Genomic DNA, 17,093 nt, shown 5'->3' on the forward strand with positions numbered 1-17,093 from the left:
AATTAGGGCTTTTATTTTTTAGTTTAGAGTATAAAGTTTGTTTGCTCCATCTTGATAAGAAAGAATGTTGATTTTTCCATCTTTAAAGAAAATGCTTCTAGCATTAGTGATAGAGCTTGGGAAAGCGATGGTTTTTACTACTTCTTCTTTAACTGGATTAATTACGGCAATCACATTGTGGTTTTTGCTAAGTGCATAAATTTCTCCATCTTTAAAAGTCATAGAAGTTACATAAAGATCGCCTAAAGTTTTACCTTCTTTAAGATTTGCTTTTGGAGTAAATTCTCCTGAAAGAACACGATCTTTTAAAGAAACTTTAGAGATTACAAAAGTTTTAGCGTCTTTGTTGTTTGGAACAGTTGCAAGATAAAGATAATTTCCATCTGTAGTCATGCTTGCTACATGGTTAAATTTCGCTCTTACAGTATCAAGTCTTCCACGACCTAAACCTTCTCCTTGGCCTTTAAATTTATCATTGCCTTTTGCAAAATCAGCGTATTGTTTAGCGATATCTTCTTCACTTGCATTAGGATTTTTTGCAAATCTTAAGAAAGATTTGTTTGAGCCCATAAGAATGAATTTATCATTCATATAAGGTATGATACCAATGATTGGATCAATAGAAGCTGAAAAATAAGGATCAAGTTCAAAACCTTCTTTAACGCTAAAATTATTATCTAAGAAAGCCACATCCCATTTAGAGCTTATTACAAATTCATTGTTGATATAATCAAGAGTATTGATTGCTTTATTAAAATTTATGGTTTGTTCATTTGTGATTTTAAGTTCATCATTGATTTTTGCAAATGGAGCATTGTTGATATCATTATCAAATTTTATGCCAAGTTTTTCACTTGCAGGTGCAAAAGCATAATCAGGAGCTTTAACATCGCGTTTTCCTAAGAAAGAAATATTTTGCCACAAACCATTCCAACCTTCTTTACTCCAAATGATGTATTTTGGATTTAAGCTAAATCTTACAGGATCGCCTTGTCCTACATAAGGAGGAATTCCTGTGCTTACAAAAGCTTGGAAAACATTTGAAGCTACTACAATCGCACTGATAACTACAGCTGCGAGAGAAAATTTCGTATATTTTCTAAATTTTTCTCCGTTTAATTCTAATTCAAAAGCATTAAATTTAGGAGCAAAAGCAAAAATCACACCTAAAAGCAATACAACAGCCCAAAATACCACTTCGGCCCAAAAATAAGTATGGATACCAAAAACTGCTAAACCAAAACCTTGATCTAAATCTCTATGAGCGTGATTACCATAGTGAGCAAAAGATTGATAAAGCCCTATTGCTGTCATGATTAAAAGAGCAGCAAGGTATTTACCTTTCATGCCATAACGAACAATGAAAAGTGCCATCACACCAATAAAGATCATTGCTTCTCTTTGTCCCCAGCAAAGCGTGCAAGGACTATCGCCCAACATATAACCAAATACAAAATTTGCGATACCTACAGGCAAGAGTATGATCAAAAAGCCTGCTAAACACATTAGTGTGTAGAAATTTTTTGTTTTATTGATTTCGTTCATTTAGCCCTTCCTTACAGATTCATTATTGTTAATAGTGCGCCTGTTTTGTGGCCAACATAGAAAAAAACCATTAAAAGCCAAGCTACCATTACCAAACCAAAAGCCAAATTTTCTTTTTCTGGTTTTTTGATAATCAGTATCAAGGCGATTAAAACTAATAAAAGTTCAAGAAACTCCATAGTATCTCCTTATGAAATAAAAACTGTTAATTTTACTTTAAAAACATAAATTAAAAATAAATTTTTTATTAAAATTTCGTGTTAATTTAAATTAACACGAAAAAAGTTACTGAAATCTACTTAATTTTTCAGAGAGTTTAGACGCACCATTTAGAACATTTTGAGAGATGTTATTGATTTCGCATGATAAATCTTTAACAGAATTTGCAAGCTCATTAACCTTGTCTATGCTTGTTCCTAGGATAAGCATTCTATCTTTTACTTCCATACTTTTATCTTTCATGGTTTGGGTTGATTCTATAGAACTTTCTAGTTTATGCATAGAATTTACAAGTTCTTGTTGTAAATCATTGGTTTTTAAAGAGGTTTCTTTCATAGAATCATGGATAAGATCCATCAAGGCTTTGTTGTCATTGATTTGTTGGACTATAGCATTAACAGTAGCATTGATATTTAAAAGAGATTTGCTTGTTTTATCGGCAAGTTGACCTACTTCATCAGCAACAACTGCAAAACCCCGTCCATGTTCGCCCGCTCTTGCAGCTTCAATAGCTGCATTCAAAGCAAGTAGATTGGTTTGATCGGCTATATCTCTAATAGAACTTGTAATTTCTATGATATTATCTGCACTTTGGGTTAGATTGTCCATATTGGCTACTATATTTTGTTCTTTTTTATTATTTTCATTTATTAAATTTACAAGTTCAGATAGAGTAAGTTCTACCTTATCCATCAGTATGTGCATATCTTGCATATTTTCTATGCTTTCTTGTGCTAAATTTCCCGCAAGATTGATATGATCATCTAAGACATAGGTGATTTCTTTAACGCCTTGAATTTGTTCATGTTGTGAATTAGAACTGTTTTCAAGCATCATGGAATTATTTTTGAGCTTTTGTGAATTTTGATGACTTGATTTGGCGTTTTCTATGGCTTCTATGATTGAGTTTTGAACGGTGGAAATAAATGAATTAATATATTGAGCGCTTTGTCCAAGCTCGCTTTTTGGATCTATATTTAAACGAGAGTGTAGATTGGCTTCTTTACTAGCTAAATTAGCGCTTAATTTTTCTAAAGTATGAATTGGCATGATGACTTTTTTTAGTGTTAATAAAATAAAAAATACAAATAATATGATAGTAATTCCAAACACTGTTAAAGCGATATAAAATTTAAATAAATTGGACTGCTCTATAGCATTTTGGGTGAAAGTGTTAAGTTGTTTTAACTCTTTCATAAGAGAATTATTCTCATAAATAGAAGAATTATCTTGCATAACAGAAATTTGTTTTACAATCATTTTATAGTGTTTTAAAAAAAGTTGTAAATTTTCACTTTTTGTATCGTTTTTGATTTCTTTCATAAGACTGTTGAGTTGATTGAGTGTTGTTTTTTGCAAAATACTTTCAGTTGAAAGAACGCTTAACATAGAGTTCATTGTTTTATAGTTGTTTTTATTTGTTTCATGGTTTTGTTCTAATTCTTCAAAATAATTTTTAGCCAATTCAAACAAGTAAAGTTTTGAATTTACCGCTATGGAATTTGCAGATTTGAAATAATTAAGCTGGATTAGTTTGGCATTAAAAATTTCTTCTGCTTTACTTATGTCAATCCCAAAATTTTTAAGCTTTTTAAAGTTTTCTTGCATTTTTTTTATTGCCTGAACACTTGGATCATAGTTAATAAAATTAAAACTATTTTGAAAAACGAAATTGATTTTTTCATCTGAAATTTGTAGCTGCTGAACTGTGTTTATCAAGTTTTTATTATCTTTAGATGAGGAGTAGTTATTAAAAATAATACCTAATAAAACAAGAATGAAAGCTAAAACTAGCGTAGATAAAATAATAAATTTTATCAAAAATGAACTTTTTTTATTTGTCATGATATTCTCCTGTTAAGCTTTCTAAGAATGCAACTATATTATCAACTGTTTCTTGATCTAAAAATTTTCCTAGTTGATAGTAAGCCATAAACTGAACACAAGCATCTAAAGTAGGTATAGAACCATCATGAAAATAAGGCGCAGTTTTGGCTATATTTCTTAAACTAGGAACCTTAAATACCATTTTATCAACTTCTCTTTTTGTGATTTCATAGCGTCCTAAATCTTCTTGATTTGGGTATTCTTCAAAAATACCGATTTTTTGAAACATATTTCCACCTATATTTTGACCTTGATGGCAAGAAATGCAGCCATTAGCTTTAAAATCTTTATAACCTTTTTTAGCTTGAGCTGAAATAGCATTTTGATCTCCGTTAAGATAGCGATCAAAAGGAGAATTTGGAGTGATTAAGGTTTTTTCAAATTCAGCAACTGCAAGAGCTATGTTTTCTACCGTAACTTCTCCATAAAGTTTTTTAAAAGTTTTTACATAATCCTCATTAGAATTAACTTTTTGCAAAAGAAGTTCAGGACTTAGTCCCATTTCTTTTGGATTAAAAAAAGGCACTTTTGCTTGTTCTGCTAAATCTTTGGCTCTACCATTCCAAAATTGCACAAAATTAAATACAGAGTTAAAAGTTGTAGGAGTGTTAAAGGGTTTATCAAGTTGATTATCAGTTCCTATTGAAAATTCAAGTCCATCAACGCCGTGTTGATCAAGTCTATGGCAAGTATTGCACGAAACTTTTCCATCTTTGGATAAACTTTTATCCATATAAAGACTTTTTCCAAGTTTAGCTTTTTCTTTATCATAAGAGATGGAATTTGGAATAGGGGTTATCATATCTACTGCAAAGACTATATTTGCATAAGATAAACATAAAATTATTATTATTTTTTTCATAACAAATTTCTACCTTAAGTTTAAATTTCTAAGAATGTCATTATACTTTAATTTTAGCAAATTGTTTAATAATTGATATTTTTTATTTAAAGTTTTTTTATTTTATTTTATTGCAAAGTTCTCCTAAATTTTCTATGACACAACGTACTTTATCTCCTGATTTTAAAAAAGTAGGTGGATTTAACCCCATGCCTACTCCACTAGGAGTTCCCATAGATATAATACTTCCAGCTTTTAAAAGCATGCCCGTGCTAAGTTCTTCTAAGACATAAGCAATATCAAAAATAAACAATTGGGTGTTAGAATTTTGGCGTAGTTCATCATTGACATAGCTTTGAAGTTGGAGCTTAGGAGGGTAAGAAATTTCTTCTACGCTTGTGATATAAGGTCCCATTATAGTGCTGCCTTCAAGACTTTTTGCTCGGTAGAATTGTTTGTGGCGTTTTTGAAGTTCGCGAGCTGAAATTTCATTGATAATAGTATAACCAAAGATATAATCTTTTGCATCTTTAGCTTTGATTTTATAAGCATCTTTACTTAAAATAAATGCAAGCTCACATTCGTAATCAAGCTGAGAAGTTACATCTGCATGTAAAGGTATATCACCAAAAGGTGGTGTGGCTTGATTGCAGCGTTTTCCAAAATATACAGGATATTCTCTTTCTTCAAATTTTTCACCCTTAAATTTGGCAGATTCTTTGGCATGATCTAAAAAATTAATCCCAAGACATATAATATCTTGACGAGGTTCTATAATAGGGGCTAGATAATTTTCTTTTGGAATTTCATAGGCTATTTTAGAATCCAAGTCTGTAAGCTTGTGTTTAAATTTATCAAAATAGATAATAAATTCATTCATATCGTTAGTTTCAATGCCAAGATCAGTAAAACTTACAATTTTTCCACTAGAATTTAGTACTCCTAGATTGTGTTTTTGACCCTGTATAAAATTAACAAATTTCATTGGAAAATCTCGCTTTTTTTTATTTAATTATACTTAAAGTTTTAGCAAGAATTATTTTTTTGTTTTAAAATTTGGTAAAAAAGTGATTGATTGTAGCGTAGTGAAACATCATTTTATTTTATGGAATTGTTGAAAATTTCTTTTATGTTTATTTTTGAGTTGATATCAAAATTTTGATTTTTATATTGAAATTTCAAACGATAAGAATGCAAACACAAACGCAAGGCACCTGTAAGTTTTAAGCGTTCTTTAGGATTTAATTTTTCATCTAAAATACTTTCGATTTGTTTTTTGCTAAGCCCATATAGTGGATCGCCTAAAATGGTATGATTTTTATAATGCAAATGTACTCTTATTTGATGTTGTCTGCCTGTTAAGGGTTTACAAAGTAAAAGAGTAGCGTTGATTTTAGGAAAGTATTCTAAAATTTCAAATTCAGTGATAGCTTGTTTTCCTTCTTTGCAAATTTGCATTCTTGTTTTTATATCATCGTAGTTTTTAGTTAAATTTATAGCTTTATCAACTATAAAATTTTCTTCTATTTTTCCATGAGCTAGAGCAAGGTATTCTTTTTGAACTAGTTTTTTTTCAAACAAGCTTTTAAGATCAATTTGAGCTTTTTTATTTTTGGCTATAAGTATAAGTCCGCTCGTTTCTTTATCGAGCCTGTGTGCTACGCAAGCTTCTTTTCCCCAAAGATGCCAAATTTCATCACTAAGACTGTATTTACAATGTCTACCATTTGGATGGCTTAAGATCCCACTTTCTTTTTCAAGTATGGCAAAGTCTTCATTTTCAAAGACAATTTCTACTCCTTTGGGATTGTTTTCATAGACTATAAGCTCTACTAAACCATTTAAAATTTTATTCTTTTCTTCTACTAAAATTCCATCACAAAAAAGCCTTTTTTTGTCTATGAGTTTTTGTGCTTCATTTATGCTAATTTTTAAATTTTCCATAAGGACTTGAAACGCCTTTTTTCCATTGTTTGAGAGTTTTATTTTTATGTAGGCCATTTAATAACTTTCTTAGGATAATTTGATATAATTTCTGTTTTTTAAAATATAAAATTATAGCTAAAAAGGTTTCAAAGATGGTTGAAAGATATAGCAGAGAAATCATGGCTAAAAAATGGGACATGCAAGCAAAATACGATGCGTGGCTGAAAGTAGAATTAGCCGCTGTAAAAGCTTGGAATAAACTCGGTCTCATTAATGACACAGACTGCGAAAAAATTCTTAAAAATGCAAAATTTGATATTGCAAGAATAGATGAAATAGAAAAAACCACAAAACATGATGTTATAGCTTTTCTTACAAGTGTAAGTGAAAGTTTGGGAGAAGAGAGTCGTTTTGTGCATTATGCAATGACAAGTTCTGATTGTATAGATACAGCTGTTGCTTTACAGATAAAAGAGAGTTTGGAGCTTATTTTAGAAGATGTTTCTTTGCTTTTAGAAGCGATCAAAAAGCGTGCTTTGGAGCATAAAAACACCTTAATGGTAGGAAGAAGTCATGGAATTCATGGAGAACCTATTACTTTTGGTTTGGTGCTAGCTATTTGGTATGATGAAATTTCGCATGCAAAAGAGCTTTTAGAACATGCAAAAGAAGTGATAAGCTATGGAAAAATCAGCGGTGCAATGGGAAATTTTGCTCATGCTCCTTTAGAATTTGAAGAAGAAGTTTGTAAAAATTTAGGTCTTAAGGCCGCTCCTGTTTCAAATCAAGTGATCCAAAGAGATCGTTATGCTCAGGTTATTTCTGCTATTGCGATTTTAGCTTCAAGTTGTGAGCAAATCGCTGTAGCCATAAGACATTTTCAAAGAACTGAAGTTTATGAGGCTGAAGAGTATTTTAGTGTAGGACAAAAAGGAAGTTCAGCTATGCCACATAAAAGAAATCCTGTTTTAAGTGAAAATATCACAGGGCTTTGTCGTGTGCTTAGATCTTTTGTAACTCCAGCTTTAGAAAATGTCGCACTTTGGCATGAAAGAGATATATCTCATTCTAGTGTTGAAAGATTTATTTTGCCTGATGCTTTTATCACGGCTGATTTTATGCTTATGCGTCTTACAAATTTGATTGATAAGCTTTTGGTTTATCCTGAAAATATGATGAAAAATTTAAATCTTACAGGCGGACTTGTATTTTCAGGAAGGGTGCTTTTAGAACTTCCATTTAAAGGCATTAGTCGTGAAGAAGCTTATAAAATAGTTCAAAGAAACGCTATGAAAGTTTGGGCAGATTTGCAAAATGGCAAGGCTGCTATCAATGAAAAAAATGAAAGTTTGTTTTTGTTAGCGCTTTTAAGTGATGAAGATTTAAGAAAAAGTTTGAGTGAAGAGGATGTAAGAAAATGTTTCGATTATAACTACTATACAAAAAATGTTGATGCAATTTTTAAAAGAACATTTAAATAAAAAGCAAGGAAGGCAATGAAAGTTATTAAAAGAAATGGTCGTACAGAAGAATTGGATGTTTCTAAGATCAAAAAATGCACCTCTGATGCTGTAAAAGATTTAGAAGGTGTGAATTTAAGCGAACTTGAACTTGATGCAAAGATTCAATTTCGTGATGGAATTTCAACTGAAGAAATTCAAAAAACTTTAATTAAAACTGCAGTAGATAAGATAGATATTGATTGTCCAAATTGGACCTTTGTTGCAGCTAGACTTTTTTTATTTGATTTATATAAAAAAGTTAATGGTATGAATCGCTATAATCATTTGCGTGAGTATTTTCAAAAGGGTGAAAAAGAAGGAAGAATTTTACTTGGTCTTAAAGAAAAATATGATTTAGATGATTTAAATGCTTATATTAAACCTGAACGCGATATGCAATTTACTTATCTTGGTATTAAAACTTTATATGATAGATACTTGATTAAAGATAGTAAAGGTATGCCTATAGAACTTCCTCAACAAATGTTTATGGCCATTGCGATGTTTTTAGCGCAGAATGAATTTAATCCTCAAGAATGGGCGAAGAAATTTTATGATTTAATTTCTAAATTTGAACTCATGCTTGCAACTCCGACTTTATCTAATGCAAGAACAACACGCCATCAGCTTAGTTCTTGTTATATAGGTTCAACTCCTGATAATATTGAAGGTATTTTTGATTCTTACCAAGAAATGGCTTTGCTTTCTAAATTTGGTGGCGGCATAGGTTGGGATTGGTCTAAAGTGCGTGCTATGGGTGGAAGCATAGATGGGCATAAAAATGCTGCAGGAGGGATTATACCTTTCTTGAAAATTACCAACGATATTGCCGTAGCAGTAGATCAACTAGGAACTAGAAAAGGAGCTATAGCCGTTTATATAGAACCTTGGCACATGGATATAAGTGATTTTATCGATTTGCGTAAAAATTCAGGTGAAGAAAGACGCCGTGCACATGAACTTTTCCCTGCTTTATGGATTAATGATCTTTTCATGAAAAGAGTAAGGGCTAATGATAAATGGACTCTTTTTGATCCTGCAGATACAGCAGATTTATGCGATTTGTATGGTGAGGCTTTTGAAAAACGCTATGAAGAATACGAAAAAGATGAAAGCATTGTAAAAGAAATTGTAGAAGCCAAAGAGCTTTGGAAGAAAATTTTACTAAATTATTTTGAAACAGGCTTGCCATTTTTATGTTTTAAAGATAGTGCTAATAGAGCAAATCCAAATGCTCATGTAGGAATTATTAGAAGTTCAAATTTATGTACTGAAATTTTTCAAAATACCGAGCCAAATTATTATCAAATTAAAGTAGTTTTTGAAAATGGAGATGAGCTTCATTTTGATGAAGAGCAAAAGATTGTGATCGATGGGGGATATGAAAAACCAGCCAAAAAAATCTCAACTTTAGATAGTATTAATGGTAATAAAGTTTATATAGTGGAAAAATATAAAAATGATGGAAAAACAGCCGTTTGTAATTTAGCAAGTATAAATCTTAGCAAAGTGTATACTAAAGAAGATATAGAGCGTGTTGTGCCAACGGCTATTCGTATGCTTGATAATGTAATTGATTTAAATTTTTATCCTCATAGAAAAGTAAAAGATACAAATTTAAAATCTCGCGCCATAGGTCTTGGAGTCATGGGTGAAGCACAAATGCTTGCTGAGGCTAAGATTCATTGGGGAAGCGATGAGCATTTAAATAAAATCGATGAGATTATGGAGCAAATTAGCTTTGAGGCTATTAATGCGAGTTCAAATTTAGCTCTTGAAAAAGGTTCTTATGAAGATTTTGAAGGATCAAATTGGAGCAAGGGGATTTTTCCTATTGATGTAGCAAGTCCTAAGGCTAAAGCTTTAACTTTAAGAGAAGGCTTATTTGATCAAAGTGAATGCGACTGGGTTAAACTTAGAGAAAAAGTTAAAAAAGATGGTATGAGAAATGGTTATTTGATGGCCATTGCACCTACTTCTTCTATTTCTATCTTGGTGGGTACTACGCAGACTATAGAACCTGTTTACAAAAGAAAGTGGTTTGAACAAAATTTAAGTGGTATGATACCTGTTGTTGTGCCAAATTTAAGCCTTGATACTTGGCAATACTATACTCCAGCCTACGAACTTGATCAAAAAATTCTTGTAAAGGCTGCTGCTGTGCGTGGTAAATGGATCGATCAAGGGCAGAGTTTAAATATCTTTTTATCACTTGATAAAGCAAGTGGGGGATATTTAAATGAAATTTATCAACTTGCTTGGGAGCTTGGAGTAAAATCTACTTATTATTTAAGAAGTGAAAGCCCTGATAGTGAAAAAGTCAATGTTGCAGATCGTAGCATAGAATGTGAAGGTTGCCAATAAATACTAAAACCCAATGAAAAGCATTGGGTTTTAAAAGATTAAGAATTGTAAATTTCTTTATCTAGAGCTTTTAGGTTTTTTGCAGTACAAAGTGCCGAAGTCATAGCTCCTGAGACATTGCTTGCTGTTCTTGCCATATCTATAACAGGATCTATGGCTAAAATCAAACTTAGCATGACAAAATTATTACCAAATCCAATCCCTGCTAGCATAATAGAAGCTGCCATAGTTGCACTTCCAGGTACCCCAGCTATACCCAAGGATCCAATAACAGCTACCAAAACTATCATTAAAGCAAATGTAAAATCAATATGTGTATGTGTAGCAAAAGCTACAAAAACTGCCGCTAAAGCTGGAAAATATCCCGCACAACCATTAAGTCCTGTTGTTGTACCTATAGATGCTACAAAATTAGCTATAGCTGAATTAACTCCAAATTTATTTTGCAAAGTTGAAGTGGTCATAGGCAAAGTGCCTAAAGAAGATCTTGAGCTAAATGCAAATAACCATACAGGAAAGGCTTTTTTTGCATATTTTATAGGGTTTAACCCTTGTGAAGCAAGAAGCAAAAAATGCACCCCAAACATTATAAACATAGCCATATAAATAAGCATTATAAAAAGTCCAGCTGTTTTGATAGCTTCAAAACCATTGCTTAAAAGCACATTAGCCATCATACAAACTACAGCATAAGGCATAAATCTAATAACTGTAGCAGTCATGTTCATCATAATATTATAAAAGGTTAGGATAAAATTATGAAAACTTTTAAAGGCTTGTTCATACTCTTCTTTTTTAGAAATTTTTTTAGCGCTAATTCCTATAAAAAAAGAAAAAATGACAATAGCTATAATATTTTCTTTATCAATAGCTGTAATGATGTTGCTAGGTATTAGCCCTAGTATAATATTTGAAAAAGTTTGAATTTCGCGAATTTGTTTATCTCCTTCATGTATAGCAAAATTACTTCCTAAATCAAAACTATAACCTAAAAATATACCCAAGGTTGCAGCTATGGCTGTGCTAAAGAGTATCCAAAAAAGACTTATTCCAAGTAAGGAAGATATTTTGATATTTTTATCAATTTCTATAATTACTTTTATAATGCAAATGCTTACAAGAGGAACAACTAGCATTTTTATAAAAGCTACAAAAACAGAACTTACAAATGCAAACCAATGTTTTGTTTCACTATACCAAAGAATATTGCTTGCTTCTTCAGCATCTGGAAAATTTGCCAAATATTGCAAAGCAAAACCAAACCCCAAACCCATTAAAAGCGCAAATAGCATGCGAAGAGAAAAATTGATTTTTATATCCCGCATTTTTTTTAATGCGTAAAAAACAACACAAAGTATAGCAAGAGTAGCTATAGTATGAGCTTGTGAAAGCATTAGAAAATCTTGAAAAAATTGTTTATTCATAAAAAGTCCTTATAAGAAACTATAATCAAGCACAAGGTATATGAAAATATACTTGCATAAAGCTTGATTTTATAAATAGTAGCATAAAAATATTTTAAATAAGATAAAATTAGTATGATTTATTCTATATCTTTATGTAGGCAATGTTCAAATATAAATTTGTGTTCTTGTGGTAAGGCTTCAAATAAAGCATTTGCTAAATTTCTAATCTCCCAAAGAGCTGATTTTGAACTACGCAAAGATATAAAATTTTGTAAACTTCTTGCATTAATCGTTAGTGTAAGTTCGGTTTTATAGCTTTCTGGTAAGCAGTATTTGGCTATATCTAGGCTAATACTTTTTTGTAAAATAGTGCGTAAATTTTCTAAGGCTTTAATGCTTGCGTTATCAACCTCTTCATTACCACAAAGCACAAGATAACGGCTTGCATTTTCAAAATCTCCTATTTTAAACTCACCTTCATTGCGAAGTTCTTTTAAGGTATAACGCGTGCTTTTTACACTAGGACTAGTGTGACGGTGTCTTGCAACTTCTTGTAAACAAGCTCTTGAAATTCCTTGTATATAAAAAGTATAGTTTAGATGTTCTAAGGTTGAAGCGTGTTTGAATTTATTGCCCACGCGATCGATAAGTTCTTTATCTTTTTCGCCACCGCAATCGCCTTTTTCAAAGCTTTGCCAACAAGTTCTTGTTGCATGAGAACAAACAGATAATGGAGTGTGAAAAAGTAAAGTGATTTGCATGCTTATTCCTTTTTTGATAAAAATATTTTTTGTAATTCTTGCATTTTTTACTTAAAATTCTAATGAAATAAAAAGTTTTATCAAGTTATAATTAGATAAAAAAATAAGGCTTATTATCAATGAAACAAACAAAATATATTTTTGTAACAGGTGGAGTTTTAAGTTCTTTAGGTAAAGGAATAGCCGCTGCTTCTATCGCAACACTTTTAAAAAATTCAGGGCTTAAAGTGAGTATTTTAAAAGCTGATCCTTATATCAATGTCGATCCGGGCACTATGAGTCCTTTTGAGCATGGGGAAGTTTTTGTAACTGATGATGGAGCAGAAACGGATCTTGATTTGGGGCATTATGAGCGTTTTTTGGATGAGAGTTTATCTCAAGATAATAACTTTACTACAGGACGCGTTTATCAAAGTGTGATTGAAAAAGAAAGGCGTGGAGAATATCTTGGCAAAACCATTCAAGTTATCCCTCATATAGTAGGAGAAATCAAAGATCGCATTAAAAAAGCAGGAGAAGGCAAAGATATACTCATCGTTGAAATAGGCGGAACTGTTGGGGATATAGAAGGTTTGCCTTTTTTAGAAGCTATTCGTGCTTTGCGTTTGGAAGTGGGTAAAAATAATGCTATGAATATTCATCTTACTCTAGTGCCTTTTATCAAGGCTGCAGGGGAATTAAAAACAAAGCCAACTCAACATAGTGTAGGCGAGTTAAGACGCATAGGTATTAGTCCTGATATGATTATTTGTCGTAGTGAAAAAGCTCTTGATAGAGATTTAAAAGATAAAATTGCTATTTCTTGTGGGGTGGAAAAAAATTGTGTAATAGAAAGTGTTGATGCGGCTAGTATTTATCAAATTCCACTTAATTTTTTAAAGCAAGATATTTTAAGTCCTATTGCTGAAATTTTGGATTTGAAAAATTTAAAACCTAATATGGAAAATTGGGACTCTTTGGTAAAAAGAGTTATAGCTCCAAGCAATGAAGTTAAAATCGCTTTTGTAGGCAAATATGTGGATTTAAAAGAAAGCTATAAAAGCCTTACTGAAGCTATTATACACGCAGGTGCAGCTCTAGATACTAAAGTGGAGTTAAAATGGGTAGATAGTGAAAAACTTGAAAATATGGAAAGTGCTGAAGTATTTAAAGATGTGAGTGGAATTTTAGTTGCAGGGGGATTTGGATATCGTGGTGTAGAAGGTAAGATAAAAGCCATTCAATACGCAAGAGAAAATAAAATTCCTTTTTTAGGAATTTGTTTGGGTATGCAGCTTGCTTTGGTGGAATTTGCTAGAAATGTATTAAAACTTAAAGATGCAAATTCAAGTGAATTTGATGAGAAATGCCAAAATCCTGTGGTTTATTTGATTGATGAATTTATGGATACAAATGGAGAAAAACAAATTCGTACTGCAAAAACTCCTTTAGGCGGAACTATGCGTTTAGGAGCTTATAAATGCGATATTAAGGAAAAATCCCTTTTGGCTAAGGTTTATAATGAAGCAAAAAGTGTAAAAGAACGCCACCGCCACCGTTATGAAGCAAATCCAAAATATAGAGCAGATTTTGAAAAACACGGTTTGATTGTAAGTGGTGAAAGCAAAGGATTGATCGAAGCGGTTGAGCTTAACTGTCATCCTTTTTTCTTGGCTGTGCAGTTTCATCCAGAATTTACATCAAGACTTGAGCATGTTAATCCTGTGATTTACGGTTTTATCAAGGCAGCTATAAACTATGAAGATAATTAATAAAAATGAAATTAAAAAAAATTTGGCTTCACGCTTTGAAAAAGATTTGCATACCAAACTTTGCGATCTGCCTTTGCCATGCTGTTTAAAGGATGCATATAAAGCAGCTAATCGCATCAAAGAAGCTGTAGAAAAAAATGAGAAAGTCGCCATAGTAGGGGATTATGATGTTGATGGAATCATTTCTTGTGTTATTATGGCAGAATTTTTCGATGATATAGGTTTTGATTATATAGTAAGAATTCCAAATCGTTTTAAAGATGGATATGGATTAAATGCTGAGATTATCAACGAACTTGATGTGAATTTAATAATAACAGTAGATAATGGAATAGCTGCTCTTGAAGCAGCCAAACTCTGTAAAGAAAAAAATATAGATTTGATTATCACTGATCATCATATGCCTCAAGATGTTTTACCTGATGCTTTTGCCATTATCAATCCAAAGCAAAAAGATTGTGATTTTCCAGAAATTGAAATTTGTGGAGCTCAAGTGGCATGGTATTTGATAGCAGCTTTAAAAGAAGTTTGCAAGCTTAAATACGATATGAGTAAATTTTTAGAACTTTTGGCGATTGCAATTATTGCAGATATGATGGAGCTTAGAGATTTAAATCGTGCTTTAGTAAGGCGTGGTATAGATCATATTAACAAATCTAAAAGAGCTGCTTTTCGGGCTATTAAGCATTATTATCAAAAGGATAAATTTGCCCTTGATAATATAGGATTTTTAATTGCTCCGCTTATAAATAGTGCTGGAAGAATGGATGATGCAAGTATTTCTTATGAATTTTTACACACTAAAGATTTTAATAAAGCTTTAGAATATCTAGAGCAAATTGTTAGTTTTAATGAAAGTCGTAAAGATGAAGAAAAACAGCTTTTTGAAGATAGTTTAAATCAAATCGATGAAAACGATTCTTGTATTGTGGTATCGGGTTTAAATTGGCATGAAGGGGTTTTAGGGATTGTGGCAAGTCGTTTAGCTAAACATTTTAATAAACCTGCTTTTGTATTTTCTCAAAATGAAGAACACTTAAAAGGTAGCGCAAGAAGTGTTGGCAAGATTGATATTTTAGCTTTAATTTCTAAGACAAATTCTATATTAAGCAATTATGGTGGTCATAAAGGTGCTGCTGGAATCAGTTTAAACTCTGAAAATTTTGAACAATTTAAAAATAAAATCAAAAAAGAATGTTCGCAAATTTCTGAAAGTGAATTTTTGGATACAGATGAAATTTTAGGAATCTTAGAACCTAGTGAAATTGATTTTGAAATGCTTGAAATTTTAGAATCTTTTGAACCTTTTGGACATAAAAATCCACGACCTTTTTTTGTTTTAGAAAATCTTTGTGTAAAAAATAAAAAACTTCTAGGTAAAGATGAAAAACACTTAAAGCTTATTTTAACCAAGGAAAATAAAACCATAGAAGCTTTATTTTTTAATTTTGATAAAGAGCCAGAATTGAATCAAAATATTTCTTTGCTTGGAAGTATTTCTAAGAATGAATTTAGAGGATTAGTAACTCCACAATTTATTATTAAAGAAATTTTATAAAATTTATAAAATTTTTATTTATTATTTATTAATATTATATAGGTTTCATTAATGAAACGAATTTTAACAAAATAAGGGGAGAATTGTGAAAAAGTTACTATTGTGTGTATTAGTATTTTTATCTATAGGAGCATGTATGGCAGAAGCTAAACCAAAGATTGCTATTTTAGCAACAGGTGGAACGATAGCAGGTTCTATTGATAGTGCTGTTGCCACAACAGGTTATACGGCTGGAGTTGTTGGCGTAGATGTTTTAATCAAAGCGGTTCCACAAATTCAAGATTTAGCTAATATTAGTGGGGAACAAATAGCAAATATTGATAGTTCAAATATGCGTGATGAAATTTGGCTAAAGCTCGCTAAAGAAATCAATAAGCTTTTTGCCGAAGGGGTGGATGGTGTGGTTATAACTCATGGTACTGACACCATGGAAGAAACTGCTTATTTTTTAAATTTAACCATTAAAAGCGATAAGCCTGTAGTTTTAGTTGGCGCTATGCGTCCATCAACTGCTATAAGTGCAGATGGGCCAAAAAATCTTTACAATGCTGTAGCATTAGCTGCTGATAAAGAGTCTAAGGGCAAGGGTGTTATGGTAGCTATGAATGATAAAATTTTAAGTGCTAGAGGCGTGGTAAAAACCCATAGTTTAAATGTTGATGCTTTCTCTTCTCCTGATTTTGGGGATTTGGGTTATATAGTAGATGGTAAAGTCTTTTTCTATAATAATGTTATTAAAGCTCATACAAAAAACGCTCCTTTTGATGTAAGCAAACTCGCAAGTTTGCCAAAAGTAGATATTCTTTATAGCTATTCAAATGATGGTAGTGGTGTCGCTGCAAAAGCTTTATTTGAACATGGAACTAAAGGTATAGTTGTTGCAGGAAGTGGTGCAGGAAGTATACATGAAGATCAAAAAAATGTTTTAAAAGAGCTTATGAAAAAAGGACTTGATGTTGTTGTAAGTTCAAGGGTTGTAGCAGGTCGTGTTGCTGTGAGTGATTCAGATGAAAAATTAGGTTTTATTAGTGCTGAAGATTTGAATCCTCAAAAAGCAAGAGTTTTACTTATGTTAGCGCTTACAAAAACAAGTGATCCTAAAAAAATTCAAGAGTATTTTTTAAAATATTAAAATTTTTAAATATTTCTAAAACTTAGGGAAATTATCTTCCCTAAGTCAAGCCTTTTAATCCTAATAATAGTATATTATATCTTGCATTTTTTATTATCATTAAAATATAGCCCCCATTATACTTATATAAATACTTACACAAATATTTATACTATTTAATCCTTTATTTAATCCCCTTTTAAGTTTAATTGGTTATACTTT

The 17,093-nt window shown here is 31.4% G+C and carries 13 protein-coding genes; 5 read left to right on the forward strand and 8 right to left on the reverse strand.

Annotated features, from left to right (window positions below; translation table 11 throughout):
* Positions 1–18: 18 nt before the first annotated feature.
* From dsbI to ELQ07_RS02590, 6 genes are all read right to left on the reverse strand, one after another.
* Entirely contained in the window at positions 19–1,545 is a 1,527-nt protein-coding gene (dsbI, locus tag ELQ07_RS02565) for a disulfide bond formation protein DsbI (protein ID WP_070316621.1), read from the reverse strand.
* A gap of 11 nt (positions 1,546–1,556) precedes the next feature.
* The gene (gene dba, locus ELQ07_RS02570) at positions 1,557–1,724 is read right to left on the reverse strand and encodes a disulfide bond formation protein Dba (protein WP_002779270.1); all 168 of its coding nucleotides are present in this window, start codon (positions 1,722–1,724) and stop codon (positions 1,557–1,559) included.
* 106 nt (positions 1,725–1,830) lie between these two features.
* The gene (locus ELQ07_RS02575; protein WP_070316622.1) at positions 1,831–3,609 is read right to left on the reverse strand and encodes a methyl-accepting chemotaxis protein; all 1,779 of its coding nucleotides are present in this window, start codon (positions 3,607–3,609) and stop codon (positions 1,831–1,833) included.
* Positions 3,599–4,513, reverse strand: a complete 915-nt coding sequence (locus ELQ07_RS02580) for a cytochrome-c peroxidase (RefSeq protein WP_070316623.1) — start codon at positions 4,511–4,513, stop codon at positions 3,599–3,601. The genes ELQ07_RS02575 and ELQ07_RS02580 overlap by 11 nt, the downstream gene beginning before the upstream one ends.
* Before the next feature lie 97 nt (positions 4,514–4,610).
* Positions 4,611–5,477 (reverse strand): fumarylacetoacetate hydrolase family protein, encoded by an 867-nt coding sequence (locus ELQ07_RS02585; protein WP_070316624.1) that lies wholly within the window; start codon positions 5,475–5,477, stop codon positions 4,611–4,613.
* A gap of 113 nt (positions 5,478–5,590) precedes the next feature.
* On the reverse strand, positions 5,591–6,493 hold the full coding sequence (locus ELQ07_RS02590; protein WP_070316625.1) for an RluA family pseudouridine synthase: 903 nt from the start codon (positions 6,491–6,493) through the stop codon (positions 5,591–5,593).
* 77 nt (positions 6,494–6,570) lie between these two features.
* Here ELQ07_RS02590 and purB point away from each other — a divergent pair, with 77 nt between their 5' ends.
* Together purB and ELQ07_RS02600 are read left to right on the forward strand one after the other, a co-directional pair.
* Positions 6,571–7,899, forward strand: a complete 1,329-nt coding sequence (gene purB / locus ELQ07_RS02595) for an adenylosuccinate lyase (RefSeq protein ID WP_044261804.1) — start codon at positions 6,571–6,573, stop codon at positions 7,897–7,899.
* 15 nt (positions 7,900–7,914) lie between these two features.
* Positions 7,915–10,284, forward strand: a complete 2,370-nt coding sequence (locus ELQ07_RS02600; protein ID WP_134224681.1) for a ribonucleoside-diphosphate reductase subunit alpha — start codon at positions 7,915–7,917, stop codon at positions 10,282–10,284.
* A 38-nt stretch (positions 10,285–10,322) separates the two neighbouring features.
* On the opposite strand, the gene ELQ07_RS02605 is transcribed toward ELQ07_RS02600, so the two are convergent.
* Both ELQ07_RS02605 and thyX read right to left on the reverse strand, forming a co-directional pair.
* Entirely contained in the window at positions 10,323–11,708 is a 1,386-nt protein-coding gene (locus ELQ07_RS02605; protein WP_134224682.1) for a cation:dicarboxylase symporter family transporter, read from the reverse strand.
* 119 nt (positions 11,709–11,827) lie between these two features.
* The gene (gene thyX / locus ELQ07_RS02610) at positions 11,828–12,451 is read right to left on the reverse strand and encodes an FAD-dependent thymidylate synthase (RefSeq protein WP_002860160.1); all 624 of its coding nucleotides are present in this window, start codon (positions 12,449–12,451) and stop codon (positions 11,828–11,830) included.
* 119 nt (positions 12,452–12,570) lie between these two features.
* Here thyX and ELQ07_RS02615 point away from each other — a divergent pair, with 119 nt between their 5' ends.
* From ELQ07_RS02615 to ELQ07_RS02625, 3 genes are all read left to right on the forward strand, one after another.
* Positions 12,571–14,202, forward strand: coding sequence for a CTP synthase (locus tag ELQ07_RS02615; protein WP_002934195.1), 1,632 nt, complete (start codon positions 12,571–12,573; stop codon positions 14,200–14,202).
* A complete protein-coding gene (gene recJ / locus ELQ07_RS02620) occupies positions 14,189–15,760 on the forward strand; it encodes a single-stranded-DNA-specific exonuclease RecJ (protein ID WP_134224683.1) in 1,572 nt (523 codons plus the stop codon). The genes ELQ07_RS02615 and recJ overlap by 14 nt, the downstream gene beginning before the upstream one ends.
* Positions 15,761–15,860: 100 nt before the next feature.
* On the forward strand, positions 15,861–16,892 hold the full coding sequence (locus ELQ07_RS02625) for a type II asparaginase (protein ID WP_257841180.1): 1,032 nt from the start codon (positions 15,861–15,863) through the stop codon (positions 16,890–16,892).
* The last annotated feature ends 201 nt before the right edge of the window (positions 16,893–17,093 follow it).

The organism is Campylobacter sp. US55 (assembly GCF_004378955.1).
Taxonomy (GTDB): domain Bacteria; phylum Campylobacterota; class Campylobacteria; order Campylobacterales; family Campylobacteraceae; genus Campylobacter_D; species Campylobacter_D jejuni.

Coding starts and splice junctions, on each gene's coding strand:
- dsbI (WP_070316621.1), bottom strand. CDS start 1,545: ATGAACGAAATCAATAAAACAAAAAATTTCTACACACTAATGTGTTTA.
- dba (WP_002779270.1), bottom strand. CDS start 1,724: ATGGAGTTTCTTGAACTTTTATTAGTTTTAATCGCCTTGATACTGATT.
- ELQ07_RS02575 (WP_070316622.1), bottom strand. CDS start 3,609: ATGACAAATAAAAAAAGTTCATTTTTGATAAAATTTATTATTTTATCT.
- ELQ07_RS02580 (WP_070316623.1), bottom strand. CDS start 4,513: ATGAAAAAAATAATAATAATTTTATGTTTATCTTATGCAAATATAGTC.
- ELQ07_RS02585 (WP_070316624.1), bottom strand. CDS start 5,477: ATGAAATTTGTTAATTTTATACAGGGTCAAAAACACAATCTAGGAGTA.
- ELQ07_RS02590 (WP_070316625.1), bottom strand. CDS start 6,493: ATGGCCTACATAAAAATAAAACTCTCAAACAATGGAAAAAAGGCGTTT.
- purB (WP_044261804.1), top strand. CDS start 6,571: ATGGTTGAAAGATATAGCAGAGAAATCATGGCTAAAAAATGGGACATG.
- ELQ07_RS02600 (WP_134224681.1), top strand. CDS start 7,915: ATGAAAGTTATTAAAAGAAATGGTCGTACAGAAGAATTGGATGTTTCT.
- ELQ07_RS02605 (WP_134224682.1), bottom strand. CDS start 11,708: ATGAATAAACAATTTTTTCAAGATTTTCTAATGCTTTCACAAGCTCAT.
- thyX (WP_002860160.1), bottom strand. CDS start 12,451: ATGCAAATCACTTTACTTTTTCACACTCCATTATCTGTTTGTTCTCAT.
- ELQ07_RS02615 (WP_002934195.1), top strand. CDS start 12,571: ATGAAACAAACAAAATATATTTTTGTAACAGGTGGAGTTTTAAGTTCT.
- recJ (WP_134224683.1), top strand. CDS start 14,189: ATGAAGATAATTAATAAAAATGAAATTAAAAAAAATTTGGCTTCACGC.